Origin of the sequence: Pusillimonas sp. (assembly GCF_035515275.1) — a bacterium.
Lineage (GTDB): Bacteria > Pseudomonadota > Gammaproteobacteria > Burkholderiales > Burkholderiaceae_B > Pusillimonas.
Genome location: NZ_DATJBQ010000035.1, coordinates 1 through 20,012, shown reverse-complemented (window position 1 = coordinate 20,012; position 20,012 = coordinate 1). Strand labels below are relative to the sequence as shown.

General features: G+C 59.3%; 19 protein-coding genes. 11 read left to right on the top strand and 8 right to left on the bottom strand.

The genetic code is table 11. From position 1 onward, the window contains the following. The first annotated feature begins 19 nt into the window (after positions 1 to 19). The 4 genes from ileS to dut all read left to right on the top strand — a co-directional run bounded on the left by ileS (position 20) and on the right by dut (position 5,155). The gene (gene ileS / locus VL003_RS02200; RefSeq protein WP_325439138.1) at positions 20 to 2,854 is read left to right on the top strand and encodes an isoleucine--tRNA ligase; all 2,835 of its coding nucleotides are present in this window, start codon (positions 20 to 22) and stop codon (positions 2,852 to 2,854) included. Beyond that, a complete protein-coding gene (lspA, locus tag VL003_RS02195; RefSeq protein ID WP_325439136.1) occupies positions 2,847 to 3,389 on the top strand; it encodes a signal peptidase II in 543 nt (180 codons plus the stop codon). The genes ileS and lspA overlap by 8 nt, the downstream gene beginning before the upstream one ends. 39 nt (positions 3,390 to 3,428) lie before the next feature. Continuing rightward, on the top strand, positions 3,429 to 4,631 hold the full coding sequence (coaBC, locus tag VL003_RS02190) for a bifunctional phosphopantothenoylcysteine decarboxylase/phosphopantothenate--cysteine ligase CoaBC (protein WP_325439134.1): 1,203 nt from the start codon (positions 3,429 to 3,431) through the stop codon (positions 4,629 to 4,631). 62 nt (positions 4,632 to 4,693) lie between these two features. Further along, a complete protein-coding gene (gene dut, locus VL003_RS02185; RefSeq protein WP_325439132.1) occupies positions 4,694 to 5,155 on the top strand; it encodes a dUTP diphosphatase in 462 nt (153 codons plus the stop codon). Positions 5,156 to 5,166: 11 nt separating this feature from the next. Here the strand turns inward: dut and VL003_RS02180 are convergent, their stop codons facing one another. The 5 genes from VL003_RS02180 to clpS all read right to left on the bottom strand — a co-directional run bounded on the left by VL003_RS02180 (position 5,167) and on the right by clpS (position 11,799). Continuing rightward, a complete protein-coding gene (locus VL003_RS02180) occupies positions 5,167 to 5,790 on the bottom strand; it encodes a PqiC family protein (RefSeq protein ID WP_325439130.1) in 624 nt (207 codons plus the stop codon). Between the two features lie 10 nt (positions 5,791 to 5,800). Further along, the gene (locus VL003_RS02175) at positions 5,801 to 7,471 is read right to left on the bottom strand and encodes a PqiB family protein (protein ID WP_325439128.1); all 1,671 of its coding nucleotides are present in this window, start codon (positions 7,469 to 7,471) and stop codon (positions 5,801 to 5,803) included. Next, positions 7,468 to 8,787, bottom strand: coding sequence for a paraquat-inducible protein A (locus tag VL003_RS02170; RefSeq protein ID WP_325439126.1), 1,320 nt, complete (start codon positions 8,785 to 8,787; stop codon positions 7,468 to 7,470). Before VL003_RS02170 ends, VL003_RS02175 begins: the two co-directional genes overlap by 4 nt. Positions 8,788 to 8,840: 53 nt before the next feature. Beyond that, positions 8,841 to 11,159 (bottom strand): ATP-dependent Clp protease ATP-binding subunit ClpA, encoded by a 2,319-nt coding sequence (gene clpA / locus VL003_RS02165; protein ID WP_325439124.1) that lies wholly within the window; start codon positions 11,157 to 11,159, stop codon positions 8,841 to 8,843. A gap of 316 nt (positions 11,160 to 11,475) precedes the next feature. Continuing rightward, positions 11,476 to 11,799, bottom strand: a complete 324-nt coding sequence (clpS, locus tag VL003_RS02160) for an ATP-dependent Clp protease adapter ClpS (RefSeq protein WP_325439121.1) — start codon at positions 11,797 to 11,799, stop codon at positions 11,476 to 11,478. A 183-nt stretch (positions 11,800 to 11,982) separates the two neighbouring features. On the opposite strand from clpS, the gene VL003_RS02155 reads away from it, so the two are divergent. Both VL003_RS02155 and VL003_RS02150 read left to right on the top strand, forming a co-directional pair. After that, the gene (locus tag VL003_RS02155) at positions 11,983 to 12,228 is read left to right on the top strand and encodes a cold-shock protein (RefSeq protein ID WP_325439119.1); all 246 of its coding nucleotides are present in this window, start codon (positions 11,983 to 11,985) and stop codon (positions 12,226 to 12,228) included. Positions 12,229 to 12,364: 136 nt separating this feature from the next. After that, complete coding sequence (locus VL003_RS02150) at positions 12,365 to 12,778, top strand: DUF192 domain-containing protein (protein ID WP_325439117.1); 414 nt, start codon at positions 12,365 to 12,367, stop codon at positions 12,776 to 12,778. Between the two features lie 132 nt (positions 12,779 to 12,910). On the opposite strand, the gene pcaF is transcribed toward VL003_RS02150, so the two are convergent. From pcaF to xseA, 3 genes are all read right to left on the bottom strand, one after another. Further along, the gene (gene pcaF, locus VL003_RS02145; protein WP_325439115.1) at positions 12,911 to 14,116 is read right to left on the bottom strand and encodes a 3-oxoadipyl-CoA thiolase; all 1,206 of its coding nucleotides are present in this window, start codon (positions 14,114 to 14,116) and stop codon (positions 12,911 to 12,913) included. Positions 14,117 to 14,140: 24 nt separating this feature from the next. Then, positions 14,141 to 14,719 carry a superoxide dismutase [Fe] gene (sodB, locus tag VL003_RS02140; RefSeq protein WP_325439113.1) on the bottom strand — a complete coding sequence of 193 codons (579 nt, stop codon included), beginning with the start codon at positions 14,717 to 14,719 and terminating at the stop codon, positions 14,141 to 14,143. 79 nt (positions 14,720 to 14,798) lie between these two features. After that, on the bottom strand, positions 14,799 to 16,142 hold the full coding sequence (gene xseA / locus VL003_RS02135) for an exodeoxyribonuclease VII large subunit (RefSeq protein WP_325439111.1): 1,344 nt from the start codon (positions 16,140 to 16,142) through the stop codon (positions 14,799 to 14,801). 606 nt (positions 16,143 to 16,748) lie between these two features. Here xseA and VL003_RS02130 point away from each other — a divergent pair. The 5 genes from VL003_RS02130 to kdsB are packed head-to-tail and all read left to right on the top strand — an operon-like array spanning position 16,749 to position 19,901. Continuing rightward, the gene (locus VL003_RS02130) at positions 16,749 to 17,369 is read left to right on the top strand and encodes a MotA/TolQ/ExbB proton channel family protein (RefSeq protein ID WP_325439109.1); all 621 of its coding nucleotides are present in this window, start codon (positions 16,749 to 16,751) and stop codon (positions 17,367 to 17,369) included. Positions 17,370 to 17,380: 11 nt separating this feature from the next. Then, complete coding sequence (locus VL003_RS02125; RefSeq protein WP_325439107.1) at positions 17,381 to 17,788, top strand: ExbD/TolR family protein; 408 nt, start codon at positions 17,381 to 17,383, stop codon at positions 17,786 to 17,788. Further along, positions 17,785 to 18,873 (top strand): tetraacyldisaccharide 4'-kinase, encoded by a 1,089-nt coding sequence (gene lpxK / locus VL003_RS02120; protein WP_325439105.1) that lies wholly within the window; start codon positions 17,785 to 17,787, stop codon positions 18,871 to 18,873. Before VL003_RS02125 ends, lpxK begins: the two co-directional genes overlap by 4 nt. A gap of 30 nt (positions 18,874 to 18,903) precedes the next feature. Next, a complete protein-coding gene (locus VL003_RS02115) occupies positions 18,904 to 19,140 on the top strand; it encodes a Trm112 family protein (RefSeq protein WP_325439103.1) in 237 nt (78 codons plus the stop codon). Beyond that, a complete protein-coding gene (kdsB, locus tag VL003_RS02110; protein ID WP_325439101.1) occupies positions 19,137 to 19,901 on the top strand; it encodes a 3-deoxy-manno-octulosonate cytidylyltransferase in 765 nt (254 codons plus the stop codon). The genes VL003_RS02115 and kdsB overlap by 4 nt, the downstream gene beginning before the upstream one ends. Positions 19,902 to 20,012: the final 111 nt, after the last annotated feature.

Genomic DNA, 20,012 nt, shown 5'->3' with positions numbered 1-20,012 from the left:
CGAGATTATTTCGCGCTCCATGGACTATAGAAACACTTTAAATCTGCCCGAAACCCCTTTTCCGATGCGGGGAGACCTTGCCAAGCGAGAGCCGCGCTGGGTCGCCGAATGGGAAGAAAACAAAGTGTACGAGGCGATCCGAAAGGCCGGTCAGGGCCGCCCGAAGTTCGTGCTGCACGACGGCCCGCCCTACGCCAACGGCGACATCCACATTGGTCACGCCGTCAACAAGATCCTTAAGGACATCATCGTCAAAAGCCGCAGCATGGCCGGCTTTGACGCGCAGTATGTGCCGGGCTGGGACTGCCACGGCATGCCCATCGAAATCCAAATCGAGAAAAAATACGGCAAGAATCTACCCGTCGCCGAAGTGCAGGCCAAGGCCCGTGCGTATGCACTGGAACAGATCGAGCGCCAAAAGGTCGACTTCAAGCGCCTTGGCGTGCTGGGTGACTGGAACCGCCCCTACCTGACCATGAATCACGCCACCGAAGCCAACGAGCTGCGGGTGTTGGCCCGCATCATGGAAAAAGGGTTTGTGTTTCGTGGTCTCAAGCCCGTTAACTGGTGTTTTGACTGTGGTTCGGCGCTGGCTGAAGCCGAAGTCGAATACGCCGACCGGAAAGACCCGGCCGTGTATGTGGCGTTTCAGTTCAACGACCCCGCAAAAGTGGCCCACGCCTTCGGTCTGTCCGAAGCCGACGACGGTGCCATTGTGATCTGGACGACCACCCCCTGGACGCTACCCGCCAACCAGGCGCTTAACGTACATCCCGAACTCGACTATGCGCTGGTTCGCCTGGCCCGACCCCGCGCCACGGGTTCGCTGCTGCTGGTAGCCAAAGAATTGGTCCAGAGCTGCCTTGAAACCTGGAAGCTGGAAGGCAAGGTGGTGGCCACCGCCAAGGGCGCAGCCCTGGCCAACCTCGAGTTCCGCCACCCCTTGTACGAGGCCGACGCCGGCTACCAGCGCACCGCGCCGGTTTATCTGGCCGATTATGTTTCGCTGGATGCCGGTACCGGCATCGTCCATTCGTCTCCTGCATACGGGGTCGACGACTTCATCTCGTGCAAGGCTCACGGCCTGCGCGACGAGGACATCATCAATCCGGTCATGGGCGACGGCGTCTACGCCTCGACCCTGCCGCTGTTCGGCGGCCAACACATCTGGAAGGCCAACCCCGAGATCGTCAAAGCGCTTGATGCCGCCGGCGCCCTGCTGCGCGTCGACACGCTGGCACACAGCTATATGCATTGCTGGCGACACAAGACGCCCATTATTTACCGCGCAACCAGCCAATGGTTTGCGGGCATGGACAAGCAACCCAGCGAAGGCAAGACCTTACGTGAAGCCGCCCTTAAGGGCATCGAGCAGACCGAGTTCTACCCGGCCTGGGGGCGCGCCCGTCTGCATGCCATGATCGCCAACCGCCCCGACTGGACTCTTTCGCGTCAAAGGCAGTGGGGCGTACCCATGGCTTTTTTCGTACACAAAGAAACCGGCGAGCTGCATCCGCGCACCATCGAGCTGCTTGAGCAGGTTGCCCAAAAAGTCGAGCAAGGCGGAATCGAGGCCTGGCAATCGCTCGACCCGCGCGAGCTGCTGGGCGACGAGGCTGATCAGTACGAGAAAAACCGCGATACGCTCGATGTCTGGTTCGATTCAGGCAGCACGCACGCCACCGTACTGGGCGGGCCCGACAACGAGTTCAACGGCTCGCATGGCGACCTGCTTAAATGGCCGGCCGATCTCTACCTGGAAGGCTCCGACCAGCACCGCGGCTGGTTCCATTCGTCGCTGCTGACCAGTTGCATGCTGTACGGCCGTCCGCCTTACAAAGCGCTGCTGACGCACGGATTCGTCGTCGATGGTGCCGGACGCAAGATGAGCAAATCGGTGGGCAACGTCGTGGCCCCCCAGAAAGTGTCCGATTCGCTGGGTGCCGAGATTCTTCGCCTCTGGACTGCATCTACCGATTACTCGGGTGAACTTTCTATTTCAGACGAGATCCTGAAGCGCGTGGTCGAGGGCTATCGCCGCATCCGCAATACGCTCAAATTCTTGCTGGGTAACCTTAGCGATTTCGACCATGCCCGCGACGCCGTTGAACTGGACTCGATGTTCGAGATCGACCGCTATGCGCTGGCCATGACCGCCGCCATGCAAAGCGAAACGCTTGAAAACTACAAGCGCTACGAGTTTCACCCAGCGGTCGCGCGTCTACAGATTTTCTGCTCCGAAGACCTGGGCGCATTCTATCTTGACGTTTTAAAAGACCGCCTCTACACGACCGGGCAAAACAGCCTGGCTCGCCGCTCGGCCCAAACGGCGCTGTTTCATATCACCCATGCGCTGCTCAAGCTCATGGCGCCCATTTTGTCGTTTACTGCCGAAGAGGCCTGGAAAGACCTGCACGCCGGCCGCCCGAACACCATCTTTACCGAACTGTTCCATGCCCTGCCAGCTCAAGTCGACGCCGACTCGCTGACAGCCAAATGGAGCCGCCTGCGCGCCATTCGAGCCGACGCCATGCGTAGGATCGAAGAAGTGCGCGCTGCGGGGCACATCGGCTCATCGCTTGACGCCGAACTCGACCTGTACGCCGATGGCGACGACTACGAGCTGCTGGCCTCGCTGCTCGACGACCTGCGCTTCGTGATGATCGTTTCTCGCGCTCAGGCCCATCGCTCGGCTGGCGAACTGCGCATCGAAGTTAAAGCCACCGAGCACGCCAAGTGCGAACGCTGCTGGCACCATCGCCCAGACGTAGGGCACGACGAACAGCACCCCTCTTTGTGCGGGCGTTGCGTCAGCAACCTGTTCTCAACGGGCGAGGAACGTCGCCATGCCTGATAAGCCGGACGCTTCGGCCGCCCGTGCGCCGTTCATCCCGAAGCGCTTCTGGCTCTGGATGGCGGGAGCCCTGCTGATCGTCGTAGTTGATCAGTTGACCAAAAGCTATTTCAGCAGCCTGCTGAACTACGCTGAACGGCTGCCAGTATTCCCGTTTTTTGATTTCACGCTGCTGTACAACCCCGGAGCCGCCTTCAGTTTCCTGGCCGCCGAACAGGGCTGGCAGCGTTGGTTGTTTACCCTTATTGCAGTCGGTGCCATCGGCCTCATACTGCATCTATTGCGGCGCCACCCGCGGCAAACCCTTTTTTGCGTGTCGTTAACGTGCGTGCTGGGTGGGGCCACGGGCAATCTCATTGACCGCATCCAGCACGGCCATGTAGTTGATTTCTTGTTGTTTTATTGGAAAGACTGGTATTTTCCGGCCTTTAACGTGGCCGACATTGCCATTAGCTGTGGTGCCGCCCTGCTGATCCTCGACGAAATTTTGCGCATGCGGCGCGAGCGTCGGCGCCGGGCCGGGTCTGCGGCGTAATAACCAGCCACGCCGCCTATTTGCCGCCAGGGAACCACTATGCCTGACCTTGACCATCAACGTTTCGTACTGGGGCTTACCGGCGGCATCGCCTGTTATAAAAGCGCTGAACTGCTGCGACGCATGCAAGACCACGGCGCCACGGTCGATGTCGTCATGACCGAGGCGGCCACTCGCTTCATCACGCCCACCACCATGCAGGCATTATCGGGGCGGCCCGTGCACACGCAAGCCTGGGACGACCGCGTACCCAACAGCATGGCGCACATCAACCTGACGCGTGGCGCAAGGGCGGTCGTCATCGCGCCCGCCAGCGCCGACTTTCTGGCCAAGCTGGCTCATGGCCTGGCCGACGACCTGCTTTCAACCTTGTGCCTGGCCAAAGGCGCTTGCCCCTTGTTGGTGGCCCCGGCCATGAACCGCGAAATGTGGGAGCACCCCGCCACGCAGCGCAACATACAGCAACTACGCCGCGACGGTGTACACGTTTTGGGGCCCGGCAGCGGCGAACAAGCCTGCGGTGAGGTCGGTGACGGGCGCATGCTGGAACCGGCCCAGTTGCTGCAAGAACTGATCGCCTTCGGCCAGGAAAAAACATTGGCGGGCCGCCGCGTGGTGATCACCGCCGGCCCAACCTCCGAAAAAATCGACCCCATCCGCGTCATCACCAACCGCTCATCCGGCAAGACCGGCTACGCCCTTGCGCGTGCCGCAGCCGAAGCCGGCGCCCACGTGGTGTTGATTTCGGGTCCGACCGCCCTGCCCGCGCCTTACGGGGTGTTGCGCGTGGATGTAGAAAGCGCCGCCGACATGCATGCCGCCGTCATGGCCAACGTAGACCACGCCGATATATTCGTTTCAGTGGCGGCCGTAGCCGACTGGCATGTGACCAACGCCAGCGACCAAAAGCTAAAAAAAACCAGCTCCGACCAACCTCCGGCGCTTCAATTCGCACCCAACCCCGACATTCTGGCAGCGGTGGCGCGCATGCCCGACGGCCCATGGTGTGTCGGTTTTGCAGCCGAAACCGAAAGCCTGCACGAAAACGCGCAAGCCAAGCGCCTACGTAAAGGCGTGCCACTGCTGGTGGGCAATCTGGCTCAGGAATCCATGGGCGGCGACACGACGCGATTCGTGTTGTTCGATGACCAAGGGGTCGAAGAGCTGCCCATGTTAAGTAAAACCGAAGCGGCGCGGCGACTAGTGCAAGCCATTGCCGCGCGTCTGCCGGGCAAGGCCTAGCCGCTTTCTCAACAGCCTGGGGCCGAGTATCTCCCCGCCATTACTAGCAAAAGGATTATTCTGTGTTCAGACGCATTGAAGCCCGCATCGTCAACCCTCTGCTTGGAACCGAGCTGCCCTTGCCCGACTACGCCACGGCGGGTGCTGCCGCAATGGATCTGCGAGCCTGCATTCAAGCACCGGTAACCTTACAGCCAGGCGCACGAGCCCTGATCAAGACCGGCCTGGCATTGAACATGATGGATCCGGGCCTGGTGGCGATTCTGGCCTCGCGTTCGGGCTTGTCGTTGAAACATGGAATCAGGGTGGCACAAGGCATCGGCGTTATCGATGCCGACTATCACGGTGAAATCGGCGTAATTTTAGCCAACGACGGCGAGGCACCCTACATCATCGAACCGGGCGAACGTATCGCTCAATTGATGTTTCAGCCGGTGGTGCAGGTCGGCTTGCACTACGTCGAACAGTTTTCCATTGAAACCGAACGCGGTGAAGGCGGTTTCGGCAGCACTGGCCGTAGTTGAACTATCGGGGCTCAGGCACAGCCTTTCAGAACGGTGCCCTCTACCACGGCTGGGGCCCTATTGCTTAGTGTGTCGGCCATGAGCGCAGCCAGCCTAGCCAATGCCTGCTGGTGCCCTTCCACCAGCGCCGGCACCCCCGCCTCGACGGGAACCGTCACCGCAGCACTGCAGACCACGGCCTTGCCCTGCAAGCCATGGCGCGGCGTCTGGCGCCAGGTGGCTTCGAGCACGGCCCGATCGCCGTAAATGGAATCAAATCGCTGAACCGTCAAATGAATGACCCAAAGCGGAAGCGTCTTGGGCGCATCGCGCAGTGCAAGCTCTAAAACCCCCAAACGACGCGACAGATCCAGCGCCAGGGCCGCGCGCACCTCTTCAGCCAGCGGAGCTGCCCATTGCGAATTGTTCAGCAGATTGACCTGGGTTCCGCCTGCGTCGCTAAGCACGATTTGCGGACGATCGACTTTCTCGGGTATGGCCACCGGCGCCACACTGATGGCAAACGGGGCTGAATCCAACGCCTGTGTATGTTTTGAGGCCGAAGATAAGGTGTAGTACTGAGTCTTGGGTGCACTGGCACATGCTGTCAGCAAGGCTACCGGCAACAAGCAAAAATACAGGCAAAAACGCTTCATGAACAGCCTCCTAGGGTGCCGGCGGCAAGACATCGGCCGGTCGCCCCCGAAGCAGCGACGAGGGGTGGGTCTGAAGATAATCGCCCAGGGCGCGCAAAGACCTGGCCGCGCTTTGCAATTCGCGCAGGGTGTCATTCAGGCCCGCGTTCATTGGGCCGTCGTCATCCAATAATTGCTCAATCTGTTTCAGCGACTGCTGTGCGGCCTTGAGCGTAGCGCCCAGCTGTGGCCCGAGACCGTCCAGGCCGTTCAGTACGCGGTGCAAGGATGCCAGGCTGCCTTGCAGGTCCTGGCCGATTTTTTCAAGCGGCAGGCCGTCGATTTTGGCCACGACATTACCCAGTTGCTCTTGCAGTTTATCGAAGCTGCCCGGTACCGTGGGTACCAGCAACGGGTTTGCAGCGGCGTCGATCTGTACAGGCTCGGCATCGCGTACGAATTCAAGCGACACATATTGCTGCCCCGTCAGAAGGTTCGCTGCCTTGATCTGCGCCCGCAGACCATGTTTGATCAGCGGGCCGAGCAACTCGTGGGCGGGATACGGCAAGGACTTCTGCTCGTCGGACAGACGGTCGTACGCCCCGCCGAAGCGCAAGGGATACAAGTGCGCCTTGACGAGCACATGAAAGCGTTTTTCTACTTCGTCGAACTCAAGGTCTATATCGTAAATTTCGCCCAGCTCCATGCCCCGAAAATCGACCGGAGCCCCCACTGACAGGCCACGCACCGATTGTCGGAACACCATGTCTATCCTGAATGGCGGCCCATCGGGCTCGGCCATGGCCTGGGTCTCGTTGTCAGCCAGGGCAAACACGGCTTCGTCCGGCGCTCGCGTGGTGTTTAAGGGGTTGGCCGAGGCAAAGGCAATGCCGCCGGCAACAATAGACGCCAGCGAGCCGGTCTTGACCTCGACGCCCGAAGTGCCCAACGAAAGATTGATGCCGCTGATGTTCCAGAACCGGGTGTCGGACGTAACGAAACGGTCATACGGGGCGTCGATGAAAGCCTGAACGTTGACCTTGCGACCATTATCGGCAAGACCGTAACCGAGCACACTGCCTACACGAATACGACGAAAATACACGGGCGAGCCGATTTCAAGGCTGCCCAGATCGCTGGTTATTAGTGTTACCCGCCGTCCTTCTCGACCCGAGGTCAGTTCGGGCGGGGTTTCAAGGCCCTTGAAAAAAGTGACCGGCTCGCTCTCGTCAAGCTCTTTGGGCGCATCGACGCTGATGTATGCGCCTGACAGCAACGTACCCAGCCCGGTTACGCCGCTAAGCCCCAGGCGTGGCCGCACAACCCAATAGCGAGCCCCCTTTTGGGTGTAATAGCGTGCGCCCTCCCGATTGAGCTGGGCCTTGACCAAAACCGTGGTTCGGTCATCAGAGATGCTCATGCCTTTGACAACGCCCACTACCACGTCTTTGTAGCGCACTTTGGTTTGGCCTACTTCCAGTCCCTCGGCCGACTCAAAACTGATGGTCACCACGGGGCCTACGCTGAGCCAGTCGCGCACCAGCAGCGAGGCCCCCACCAGCACCGCCACCAGGGGTACCAGCCAGATCCAGGAAATACGTGTCGGCCGTGGGGCCTGAACCAGCGGTGCAGACGGCCGCAAACTGGGGCCGGTGTGCTCATCAGCGGGCTCGTGAGTAGAGCGGTCTTGGTCGCTGCTCATCCGTGGTTCCTGTTTATGCCGCCGTTGCCGGCATCGGCCGATTCCGTGTCGTGGCTTTGTATTGAGGGCTCGACCGCCGGCGGGTTGTGCTCTGGGTCGGCGTCCCAACCCAGTCGGGGATCATAGCTCATTGCAGCAAAGATGGTCAGAATGACCACCGCCGCAAAAGCCAGCGCACCGCCTCCGGCCGTGACCTGAGAAAAACCGGGAAAATTCGCCATGGAAGACAGCAATACCACCACGAACACGTCCAGCATCGACCACTGCCCGACAAATTCAACCAGCTCATAGAGCCTGGTGCGTTGGCGCTGCAAGTTCCTGCCTCGCCATTGACGCCGGATCATCAGCAACGATAGGGCCAGTAGTTTGGTCATGGGCACAACGACGCTGGCCACGAAAACGATAATGGCCAGGTCCCATGAGCCCAGGCGCCAGAACTCGACCACGCCGCCCAATATGGTATGAGGTGTGGTGCCGGTAGGAACCTGCACGTGCATGACCGGCAAGATATTGGCCGGCAAGTACAACACGGCGGCTGCAATGACAAAGGCCCAGGTATATGAGTACGACGCCGGCTTGCGCCGATAAACCGCTGCGCTGCAGCGACGACACTCGGTTCGTTCTGCGCCTTGCGGCAAGTTCTGGACAAAGCCACAGGCACGACAAGTAGCGTGGGGCAGGTGGTGTTGCAGGCCATGGCCCGAACGTTCCACCAAATGCGCGTCCTCGGCATAACGCCATAAACGCTGTGCCGAAACGCGCCCGAGCGCGGTGATAAAAAAGGCCGATGCGCCAAAAGCCCACAACCCTGGGCCAAACTGAACCGTGGCTATATCGACCAGCTTGACCATGGCTACCAGAATCGAGAGCAGTAAAACGGTCAGCATGCTCCAGGGCGCAAGCAGGTTAAGCATGCGCATGCCCCACCTGAAATCAGCGGGTAGTCGGCCCGTCGCAATGGCTCGCAGCGCCCAGTACAAAAAAAGCATCTGCCCCAATGGAAATGCAAAAACGAACAGGGCCGTAATCAAGGCGATGGCGGTGTGTCCTTGCTGCCACGTGACCCAGAGCGCATGAGGCAATGTGGCGTTTACGGTAACCCCTTGCACGTTAAGCACGGCAATGGGAAAGTAATTGGCTACGGCGAACACAATGACGGCGGTAATAGTCAGGGCCGTCCATTGATTCAGGGTAAGGCCGCTTTGACGGTACAGAACAAAGCCGCAACGCCTGCAAGAGGCAATGGCGCCTGCCTGGATAGGCGGGCGCCAATGAAGGTGGTCGCAATGACGGCAAGAAACCAGCGGGCTTGACACGTCAGCCCCTTCGGGGTGCCCCGGCGCCGCCCGCGCCGGGCCCGTGTGCAAGCCTAATCAATGAGCTCGGCTTCTGAGTCGATTGGCGGGCGTTGCTTGAGCTTGGGCAATTTGTCTTTGTCGATAATGTCGAGCACAACCTTATTTTGATCGTCGAGATCGACCTGGACATGCCCCCCATCGGCCAAACGGCCAAACAGAAGCTCGTCGGCCAAGGCCCTGCGGATGGTGTCCTGGATGAGACGCTGCATGGGCCTTGCCCCCATAAGCGGGTCGAACCCTTGCTTGGCCAGGTAATCGCGCAGTTCTTGCGAGAACACGACCTCGACGCGCTTTTCGTGGAGCTGGTCTTCGAGCTGCATGAGGAACTTGTCGACCACCCGCAAGATGACCTCGCGCGACAGCGGCGTAAAGCCAATGATGGCGTCGAGCCGGTTACGGAACTCGGGCGTGAACATGCGCTTGATGTCGGCCATTTCGTCGCCGGTTTTGGCCGGTGCCGCAAAACCAATGGTGGTGCGATTAAGCGCTTCGGCTCCGGCGTTGGTTGTCATGATGATGATGACGTTGCGGAAGTCGGCCTTGCGCCCGTTGTTGTCGGTAAGCGTGCCATGGTCCATGACCTGCAGCAAGATATTGTAGACATCGGGGTGCGCTTTTTCGATTTCGTCGAGCAGCAGCACACAATGCGGTTGCTTGCTGACTGCTTCGGTAAGCAGACCGCCCTGGTCAAAGCCGACATACCCCGGAGGCGCACCAATAAGTCGCGACACTGCGTGGCGCTCCATGTATTCGGACATATCGAAGCGAAGCAGCTCGACACCCAAGGTAAAGGCCAACTGGCGGGCGACCTCGGTTTTGCCCACGCCAGTGGGGCCGGAAAACAGGAACGAACCAATGGGCTTGTCGGGTCGGCCCAGGCCGGAACGCGCCATTTTGATGGACGCGGCCAGGGCCTCGATGGCGGCATCCTGGCCGAACACGACAGTTTTCAGGTCGCGCTCGAGCGTGGCCAGCTTGTTGCGGTCGTCGTTCGAGACGCTTTGCGGCGGAATACGTGCGATCTTGGCAACCGTGGCTTCGATCTCGCCTTTGCCGATGACCTTTTTCTGGCGCGAACGCGGCAGCAACCGTTGAGCTGCGCCGGCCTCGTCGATGACGTCGATGGCCTTGTCGGGAAGGAAGCGGTCGTTGATGTGCCGCGCAGCCAGTTCGGCCGCGGCGGTGATGGCCGCACTTGAATAGCGCACGCCGTGGTGTGCTTCGAAGTGACCCTTGAGACCCCGCAATATCTGTATGGTCTGCTGAACGGTAGGCTCGGCGACGTCGATTTTCTGAAAGCGTCGCGACAGCGCGTGGTCTTTCTCGAAGATACCGCGATACTCGTTGTAAGTGGTTGCTCCCAGGCACTTGAGCTGACCCGACGAAAGCGCCGGCTTCAGCAGGTTGGAAGCATCGAGCGTGCCGCCGGATGCCGAACCGGCTCCGATAAGCGTGTGGATTTCGTCGATGAACAAAATGGCATTGCGATTGTCTTTGAGCGACTTGAGCACCGCCTTGAGGCGCTGTTCGAAATCGCCCCGATACTTGGTGCCGGCCAGCAAGGCGCCCATATCGAGCGCATAGACTTCGGCGTCGGCCAGGATGTCGGGCACCTCGCCCTTGGTAATGCGCCAGGCCAGGCCTTCGGCGATGGCTGTTTTACCCACGCCGGCCTCGCCCACCAGCAAGGGGTTGTTTTTACGGCGGCGACACAACACCTGAATGACACGCTCGACCTCGAGCTCGCGCCCGATGAGTGGGTCGATGCGGCCCTGGCGCGCTTCGGCATTGAGATCGGTAGCGTAAAGTTCCAATGGCGATTTTTGCTGGTCGGATTTGTGTTCGGCTTCGGGCGCCGCTTGCTTGACCGGCTCGGCGGGCGGCTCTTCGGGCGCTTTGGTAATACCATGCGACAAAAAGTTGACCACGTCCAGCCGGGTTACCCCCTGCTGCAGCAAATAATAGACCGCGTGCGAGTCTTTCTCGCCATACATGGCCACCAGCACGTTGGCGCCGGTGACGGTATTTTTATTTGAGTTGCCCGAGGACACGTGCATGATGGCGCGCTGAATGACGCGCTGAAAACCCAATGTGGGCTGAGTGTCGACTTCGTCTTCGCCGGGAAACACGGGGGTGTTCTCGGAGATGAATTTGCGCAGATCCTGGCGCAAAGCTTCGATGTTGGCCGAACAAGCGCGCAACACCTCTACCGCTGCTGCGTTGTCTAGCAAGGAAAGCAGCAGGTGTTCCACAGTGATAAATTCATGTCTGGCGGTGCGGGCCTCGACAAAGGCCATGTGCAGGCTGACTTCAAGTTCTTCAGAGATCACGCTTCCTCCATTGCATTACGAAGCGGACAAGCATTCGATGGTTCCATGACTGCGTGGCCGTTATTTAGTCAGACCCTGATGATTGTCAGGGGTTCCGTACGGCAACCGAATCATCAGACGAAATGGGCTTTGGAACCAGCAAACTTCTTGCATTGCATATCAAATTACTTACCTCTAACTATACCCGTACTCGAAGAGGTTTAAAAATAGATTCGGCGCGTCGCATGGCTTGTGCCGTCTGCGCCACAAGCCATGCGACGCGCCGTTACCGACAAAAAGCGTATGCACGCCAGGGTTGAAACGGAAGTCTGGACGATCAGGCGTCGGGGGCGGGTTCCATGATGCATTGCAAGGGGTGCTGGCGCGCCTGAGCCAGTTGCATGACCATTTCGATGCGGGTGGCTGCGATGTCGCGCGGATACACCCCGCAAACACCGCGACCTTCGTGGTGCACCTTGAGCATGATGTGGCCGGCTTCTTCTTCGGTCTTGCCGAACACCCGCCGTAGAACGGCCACGACGAACTCCATGGGCGTGTAGTCGTCGTTAAGCATGACCACCTGATACATGGGAGGTGGAGCCACTTTGCTGTGTTCGCGATCGAGAACCGTATCGCGGCGAATGTCGGTATCGATTGCCATGATTGCTTAAAACTAAGTAATTACCATAGTTGACTGTGACACGCCAAGTTGCGCATTATCCTAATATTCTGAGTGTTACAGCTATTTGATCACACCATAAAACTTAACCCCAGAATCCAATGGACCGAGATCAGGTTCTTGCTGTCAGGTTCAACCCAACACTATAGTCGAGAGGCAGTACGCATGTCTGAATTAAGCACCCCCTCTACCGAGGATACCCAAAAGCTGACCGGAACCGTCAAGTGGTTCAACGATGCCAAAGGTTTTGGTTTCATTACACCGGACAACGGCGGCGAAGATCTATTCGCGCACTTTTCTTCCATCCAGATGAACGGCTTCAAAACCCTCAAAGAAGGTCAAAAGGTCGCATTCGAAATCGCCCAGGGGCCCAAAGGCAAGCAAGCCCTGAACATCACCGCTGCCTCGTAATCTATACCTTATTTTAAATACACCATCGATGTTCAAGAGTCCCAATAAAAAGAGGCCCTTTGGCCTCTTTTTTCGTTTACCACCGCCTCAAGCCAACCTCGCCGCAACACTTCGACGGAGCCTTGCTGCGCTGATCGTGTTGCTGGCAAGTGTCATCCCGGCATCGCCACTGGCACAAGGCGCGCTCCTGCCCACCACCACATTAACCATGGGAGACGCCCGTGCTCAGGTTGAAATTGCCGCCACGCAGGCCGCGCGCAACCGCGGGCTGATGTTTCGCGAGCACCTGCCACCCGACCACGGCATGCTGTTCGTATTTGAACAAGACACAACCCAGTGCTTCTGGATGAAGAACACCCCTTTACCACTGACCATTGCATTTATCGACGCTGCCGGGGTCATTATCAACCTGCGCAACATGCAGCCGCACACCGAGGCAAATCACTGCCCTGATCGTCCCATGCGCTACGCCCTGGAAATGCAACAGGGCTGGTTTTTAGGGTATGGCATTGAGTCCGGACAAGTCGTAAAGGGGTTGCCGCAACCGTAGAACGGGCGACCCACCCACCGCAGGGGGCTACAGGCAAAGACACCCCGCAAAAAAAAGCACAGCTTTTAATTAATCGCTGTGCTTTTTTCCTACAGCCTTGGGCGGCCTACCACTTTGAAGCAGCAGGGGGGATCAAACGCGCTCAAGAATGACCGCAATACCCTGACCGACGCCGATACACATGGTGCACAGCGCATACCGACCACCGGTACGGTGCAACTGATTGACGGCCGTTATGGCCAGGCGCGCACCGCTGGCACCCAACGGGTGGCCCAGTGCAATGGCACCGCCGTACGGGTTGACGCGCGGATCGTCGTCGGCCACACCCAGCATGCGCAGCACCGCCAAACCCTGCGAGGCAAAGGCTTCGTTGAGCTCGATGATGTCGATCTGGTCGATGGTAAGGCCTGCCAGCGCCAAGGCTTTTTCAGAAGCCGGTGCGGGGCCGATACCCATGATGCGCGGCTCGACGCCCGCGGAGGCCATGGCGACGATTCGCGCCCGCGGCGTAAGGCCTTGCTGCTTGGCCACCTCTTCGCTGGCCACCAGCATGGCGCAAGCACCGTCGTTCACGCCCGAAGCATTGCCCGCAGTAACGGTGCCGTCGGGACGAACGATAGGCTTGAGCTTGGCCAGCGCCTCGAGCGTGGTCTGGCGAGGGTGTTCGTCGGTATCGACCACAACCGGGTCGCCCTTGCGCTGCGGGATGACGACCGGCGTGATTTCTTCAGCCAACAGGCCGCCCTGCTGAGCAGCAGCGGCCTTGTTTTGGCTGGCCAGGGCAAAAGCGTCTTGATCCTGGCGAGAAACCTTGAACTGGTCGGCAACGTTTTCGGCCGTTTCAGGCATCGAGTCGACGCCGTACTTTTCTTTCATGAGCTTGTTCACGAAGCGCCAGCCGATGGTGGTGTCTTCGATGGAAGCCTTGCGAGAGAAAGCGGTGTCAGCCTTGCCCATGACAAAGGGGGCACGACTCATGCTTTCGACGCCGCCTGCCAGCACGAATCCAACATCGCCGGCACGGATGGCGCGAGCAGCGCTGCCCACGGCGTCAAGCCCCGAACCGCAGAGGCGGTTGATGGTGCCACCGGGCACGCTGACGGGCAGGCCCGCCAGCAATGCAGCCATACGCGCAACGTTACGGTTGTCTTCGCCGGCCTGGTTGGCGCAACCGTAGAGCACGTCGTCGAGCAGGCTCCAGTCGACGTTGGGATTGCGCTGGATCAGTGCCTTGATGGGCACTGCGCCCAGGTCGTCGGTACGCACCGACGACAGCGAGCCGCCATAACGGCCGAAAGGTGTGCGGATGGCGTCGCAAATGAAAGCATGTTTAGTCATGATGCAATTACCCGAATGACTGATTTACCCGAGATTGGATGCTGCGAAATCCCAGTTGGCCAGGTTCCAGAAACTTTCGAGGTACTTGGGACGCGCATTGCGATAGTCGATGTAATAGGCGTGCTCCCAGACGTCACAGGTAAGCAGCGCTACATCGGAAGTGGTAAGAGGGGTTGCTGCGTTGCTGGTATTGACGATGTCGAGCGAACCGTCGGCCTTTTTGACCAGCCAGGTCCAGCCCGAACCGAAGTTGCCGGCTGCCGATTTATTGAACGCTTCTTTGAAGGCGGCAACGCTGCCCCACTTGGCATTGATGGCTTCGGCCAGCTTGCCGCTGGGTTCGCCGCCGCCATTGGGCGACATGCTGTTCCAGTAGAAAGTGTGGTTCCAGACCTGGGCTGCGTTATTGAACACCCCACCGGACGATTTTTTGACGATGTCTTCGAGCGAGGAGGACTCGAACTCGGTACCGGCAATGAGATTGTTGAGATTGGTAACGTATGCCTGGTGATGCTTGCCGTAGTGGAACTCGAGGGTCTCCTTGGAAATGGTAGGAGCCAGCGCGTCCATCGCGTAAGGAAGGGGAGGAAGCTCAAAAGCCATGTTCGGTATCCTTCAAAAAGTCTTGTTGACAAAGAAAAAACGACATACACCCCATATTGTATGGGGTATGGAACCAGAATTATTCTTCTAGGGGTCTGATTACTTGTACTTGCGCCCCACCCTGTGCCAATTCAAGCACTAGACGGTCGCCCTTGTTCAAGTCTAACCCATTTTTAACCAGCATCCCGCTCTCGTCGCGTACCAGAGCATAGCCGCGACTGAGTATTTTTTTTGGATTAAGCGCTTCGAGTGTTTGCTGCAACGAAGCCAATTGCGAGCGACGCGTGGCCAGGCCCTTTGGACCGCAGGCAACCAGGCGATTCAGCTGCGTCTGGAGCTCGCGCCGCATCGGAGCCACGTCGGGCCGGCGATGGGCCAGCTTGGCCTGAACCAGTGCAAGCCGCGCCGCGTGCACACTGTGCCGCCCGGTCGCCGCCCGGGCCAGGCGTTGTTTCAGCGTGTGCAAACGTTCTTGTTGACGATCCAGACGCTCTTGGGGCGACACGAGCATACCCACGGCCCGATCCAGCCTGAGGGCGGCCCTTTCAAACCAGCGCCGCTGCTGTAAAGCCAGGGCGCGCAGGGCGGCATCGACCCGCTCAAGACAGGCCTGCTGCGCGAGGCAGCTCAATTCAGCGGCCGCCGTGGGCGTCGGTGCCCGCAGGTCGGCCACAAAATCAGCAATGGTGAAATCAGACTCGTGGCCTACCCCGCTGATGACCGGCACAGGGCTGGCGGCAATAACCCGAGCCAGGGCCTCGTCGTTGAAGCTCCAGAGGTCTTCCAGGCTTCCGCCTCCGCGCACCAGCAGCACGGTATCGACTTCCTTGCGCATCGTGGCCATGGCCAGGGCCTGGCACAGCTTGACCGCCGCGTCGGCGCCCTGAACGGGTGCCGGGTAGATCACCACCTTTACATGAGGTGCCCGGCGCGCCATGGTGGTGAGCACATCACGTAGCGCCGCCGCCGCCAGCGAGGTCACCACCCCAACCGCCTTTGGCATGTGCGCAATGGGTCGCTTGCGCTCGGCAGCGAATAAGCCCTCTTTCTCGAGTCGCGCCTTGAGCGCGAGAAACGCTTCGTGCAAATCGCCCTGCCCGGCCCGGCGCATGGCATCGACCTGCAATTGATAATCGCCCCGAGGCTGATACAGGGTAACCGTGGCACGAAGCTCAAAACGTTCGCCCGGCCTGGGCACGAACCCCACTGCCTGGGCCCGACCGCGGAACATCACGGCGCGAACGGCGGCGGACTCGTCCTTGAGCGTGAAATACCAATGGCCGGAAGCGGCCTGGGTGAAATTGGAGATTTCACCGCGGACCCACACCTGATTGATGTGGCTTTCAAGCAATTTACCCACTTGTCGGTTCAGTTGTGCGACCGTCAAGACAGGGTCGTTTTGAGGCGGCAACATTGAAAACATAAAGACTCGACGGTGGGTGGGCAAATAAAATGAAAAAAACGGACGGATAAAAAAGAAAACACTATAGCAAACCGCGTGCCCACCAAAACCTGACCGAGGGCCTGGCTTTGGCGGAAATAAGCGCTTCCACGGCTTGATTTTGGCTTGATAAGGCGGCCAATACGGCGTCTTGTGCCAAATGCTTTCCACAAGCCAAGACCTTTTGTCAAATCATCGAAATATCAACCAAATTACGCGAACTGATCAACTTAACCTTTAAGTGATTAACATAAGTTATTGAATTTTATAGATATTTTTAGATTTGAGAAAAAGGATGGAAATTGACCACCGAACCTCCAGGCCCGGCGGATCATGAGCATGCCACTCGTTATACACAGAATTATCCACAGTTTCTGTGGATACCCTTCTGAAAGCCTTGATTCATGCCGATCTTGCCTCCAGACTTCAAGCTCGAACTACGGTTTGGCGCTTTGCTTCATGTAACAGCACCGCATTTCCAGACTTGGGCCGTCCGGGCCAAGTCCGAGCAATTCGCTCGCCCTTTTTTTCTGGACCACCTTAAAATGCCCAGCATGCATTCACATTACCACCCGCCAGGAGACCACGTTGCTGCAAATGATAGATGAGGCTGGTTGGCCGATCTGGCTGTTGATCATCACCTCGGTGCTGGGGCTGGCGCTGATCATCGAGCGGTTTCTTTCGTTGCGCAAGCGGCGCGTTCTTCCGTCGGGCTTGCTCGACCGCGTGATTGAGGTGGCGCGACGCGGCGGCGGAGGCCGCGAAACCCTGCAGCGCCTGGCCGACAGTTCGCCGCTGGGTCGCATTCTGGCCGAGGTCGTGGCGGTCAGGGGCGAGGCAGGCGACTATCGCAGCGCAGCCATTGAGGAAGCCGGGCGAGACGTTGCCCACGAGCTTAACCGCTATATTCCTGCGCTCTCGACCATTGCCGTGGTTGCGCCACTGATGGGCCTGTTTGGAACCGTGGTGGGCATGATTGAAATATTTGCCTCGTATACGCCGGCGGGCGGCGATCCCGCCCAGCTCGCCCGAGGCATCTCCATCGCGCTTTACAACACCGGTTTCGGCATTCTTATCGCCATTCCAGCCCTTATCTTGCATCGCTATTTTCGCTCGCGGGTCGACCATTACCTGCACCAGATGGAACGGCAGGCCGGCATTCTTAACCGCATACTTGCCGACGAATCCAACCGCACCCAATCCGCCTGAACGAGGTTGCCATGAACTTTCGCCGCAATTCCTGGCACGACGAGCCTGACATCAACCTGATACCGCTTATTGATGTGCTGCTGGTCATATTGATTTTTCTGGCGGCAAGCACTTCCTTCACCCGCATGCAGCAATTTGAGGTGACCTTGCCTCAAGCGCAGGCCGACGCTGCTGAGCCACAGGCGCTCAATATCGCCATCAGCCGAGACGGCCTGTACGCATTAGAGGGCCGCTTGGTCGGCGAAGGTCAGGCAGCACAAATTGCCGACGCCCTGATACAAACCAGGCAGTCGCCCGAGCAGGTACTGGTCATTCACGCCGATGCGCTTAGTCCCCACGAGTCGGTCATGCGTGTACTCGAGGCCGCGCGCGAAGCAGGCATGGGGCGCATCCACTTTGCAGTTCAGAGCCCGCCTTGAAACTACCCAACTTCTTTCTGGCACGCGTCCATGCGCTATGGCAGGAAAAAGGCCCACTCAGCACCGCCCTGCTGCCTCTGGCATGGATCACCGCCCGCGTGGTTAAAGCACGAAAACGGCGCGCCGGGCAAAACGTGCCGGAGCCCGGCGCCTTGCCCACCATTGTGGTGGGCAACCTGCTGGTCGGCGGCACAGGCAAGACGCCGGTGGTCATTGCCGTGGTTCAGCATTTGCAGCGCTGCGGATGGACACCGGGTGTGATCAGCCGAGGTTATGGCGCGAACGTAGGTGCCCGGCCCCGTTCCGGCCAGGGCCTGCTCGACCCCGCACAGTTTGGCGACGAACCGGCACTGATAGCGCAGGTTACCGGCGTGCCGATTTGTGTCCACCCCAAGCGTAGCCAGGCACGAAACGCCCTGGCCTCAGACTTTCCGGCGGTCGATGTGGTGGTGTCCGACGACGGCCTGCAACACCTGGCCCTGTCCCGAGATATAGAAATCGTGGTGCAAGACGGTCGGGGCGTTGGTAACGGCCGCCTGCTGCCCGCAGGACCACTACGCGAGCCCCCCGAAAAACTGGCGGAAGTTGATTTCATTATCAATAACACCCAGGACGCGCTCAGCTCAGAACAGAGCGCCTGCCGTGCGACTGGGCTGCACACACGCCTGCCCGAGCAGATTGGCATGGGCTTGCAAGCCACCACCGTCGAAAACCTGACCACTGGCACACGCGTACCTTGGCCTGACTGGCTGGGGCAGCACGCCGCCGAGCCAGTGGCCGCCGTGGCCGCCATTGGCCAGCCCAGCCGTTTTTTCAGTATGCTGAGCGCCGCCGGCCTTCGTTTGTCTACCACCGTGGCCCTGCCCGACCACCATGCCTATGCGCAGTCACCTTTTGCCACGTTGACCGAAAAACTGATTCTCGTCACCGCTAAAGATGCGGTCAAATGCCGCCGGTTTTCCGACCCGCGCGTTTGGGCCATACATGTGGAGGCCCGCTTTTCAGACCCCTTGTGGCTCGACCGCCTTTCAGCCCTGATTGCCGGTGTTGCACAGGAAAAAAACCCCGAAAGCATTAAACTCTAGTATTCGAACGAACACCCTGGAGCCCCCCCCGTGGAATCCCATCTGCTCGACATTCTGGTCTGCCCGTTATGCAAAGGGCCTTTGCACTATGATCGCCAGGCACAGGAACTGACCTGCAAGGCCGACAAACTGGCCTTTCCGATACGCGACGGCATCCCTGTCATGCTCGAAAGCGAAGCCCGGTCGTTGGTCGGCGGCGATACACCGTCAAGCACAGCGACCCATTCCCCTGCGGCCGAAACCACCCAGCCGGACCCACAAGCGTGAGCTTTATCGCCGTCATACCGGCGCGCGCGGCCTCGACCCGCCTGCCCGATAAGCCACTTCTGGATATTGCCGGCAAGCCCATGGTTGTCCGCACGGCCGAGCAAGCCGCGTTGTCGCACGCCGCTAAAGTAGTGGTGGCCACCGATGACTCGCGTATTCGCGATGCTGCACAGCAGCATGGCTTTCAGGTGCTACTGACCCGTTCTGACCATGCCACCGGCACCGACAGGCTGGCCGAAGTGGTCGAACACCTTGAATTGAACGACGACGCGGTGGTGGTCAATGTGCAGGGCGACGAGCCGCTGATCGAGCCCGCCCTTATCGACGCGGTAGCCGACCTGCTGGCGCGCAGCCCCGATGCGGCCATTGCCACCTGCGCAGCACCCATCACCACCGACCAATCGCTGTTCAACCCCAATGTGGTCAAGGTGGTCTGCGACAAACACGATCGCGCCTTGTACTTTTCCCGCGCACCCATCCCCTGGGCACGAGACGCCCTCGCAGACGGCAATCCGCATTTGGCCCCAGGTCTTCCTGCGCTGCAACATATCGGTTTGTACGCATATCGGGCGGGGTTTCTAAAGCAGTTTCCCCACTTGCAGGTGGGCCCGCTTGAAAAATTCGAGTCACTGGAGCAACTTAGGGCCATGGAGAACGGCTTTAGCATTACCGTGCTGCGCATCGACGGCCACCCTGCACCAGGCGTCGACACCGAAACTGATCTTGAGCGCGTGCGCGGCATATTCATAAATCGGTTATAAATCGTCCTCGAAGCTGGGCGTACGATGTAAAATTTGCTGCATTGCCGCATAAGCGAAAAAACTGTAGAAGCATTCTTTGGAGATAGTCATGCGATTGATCCTGCTCGGCCC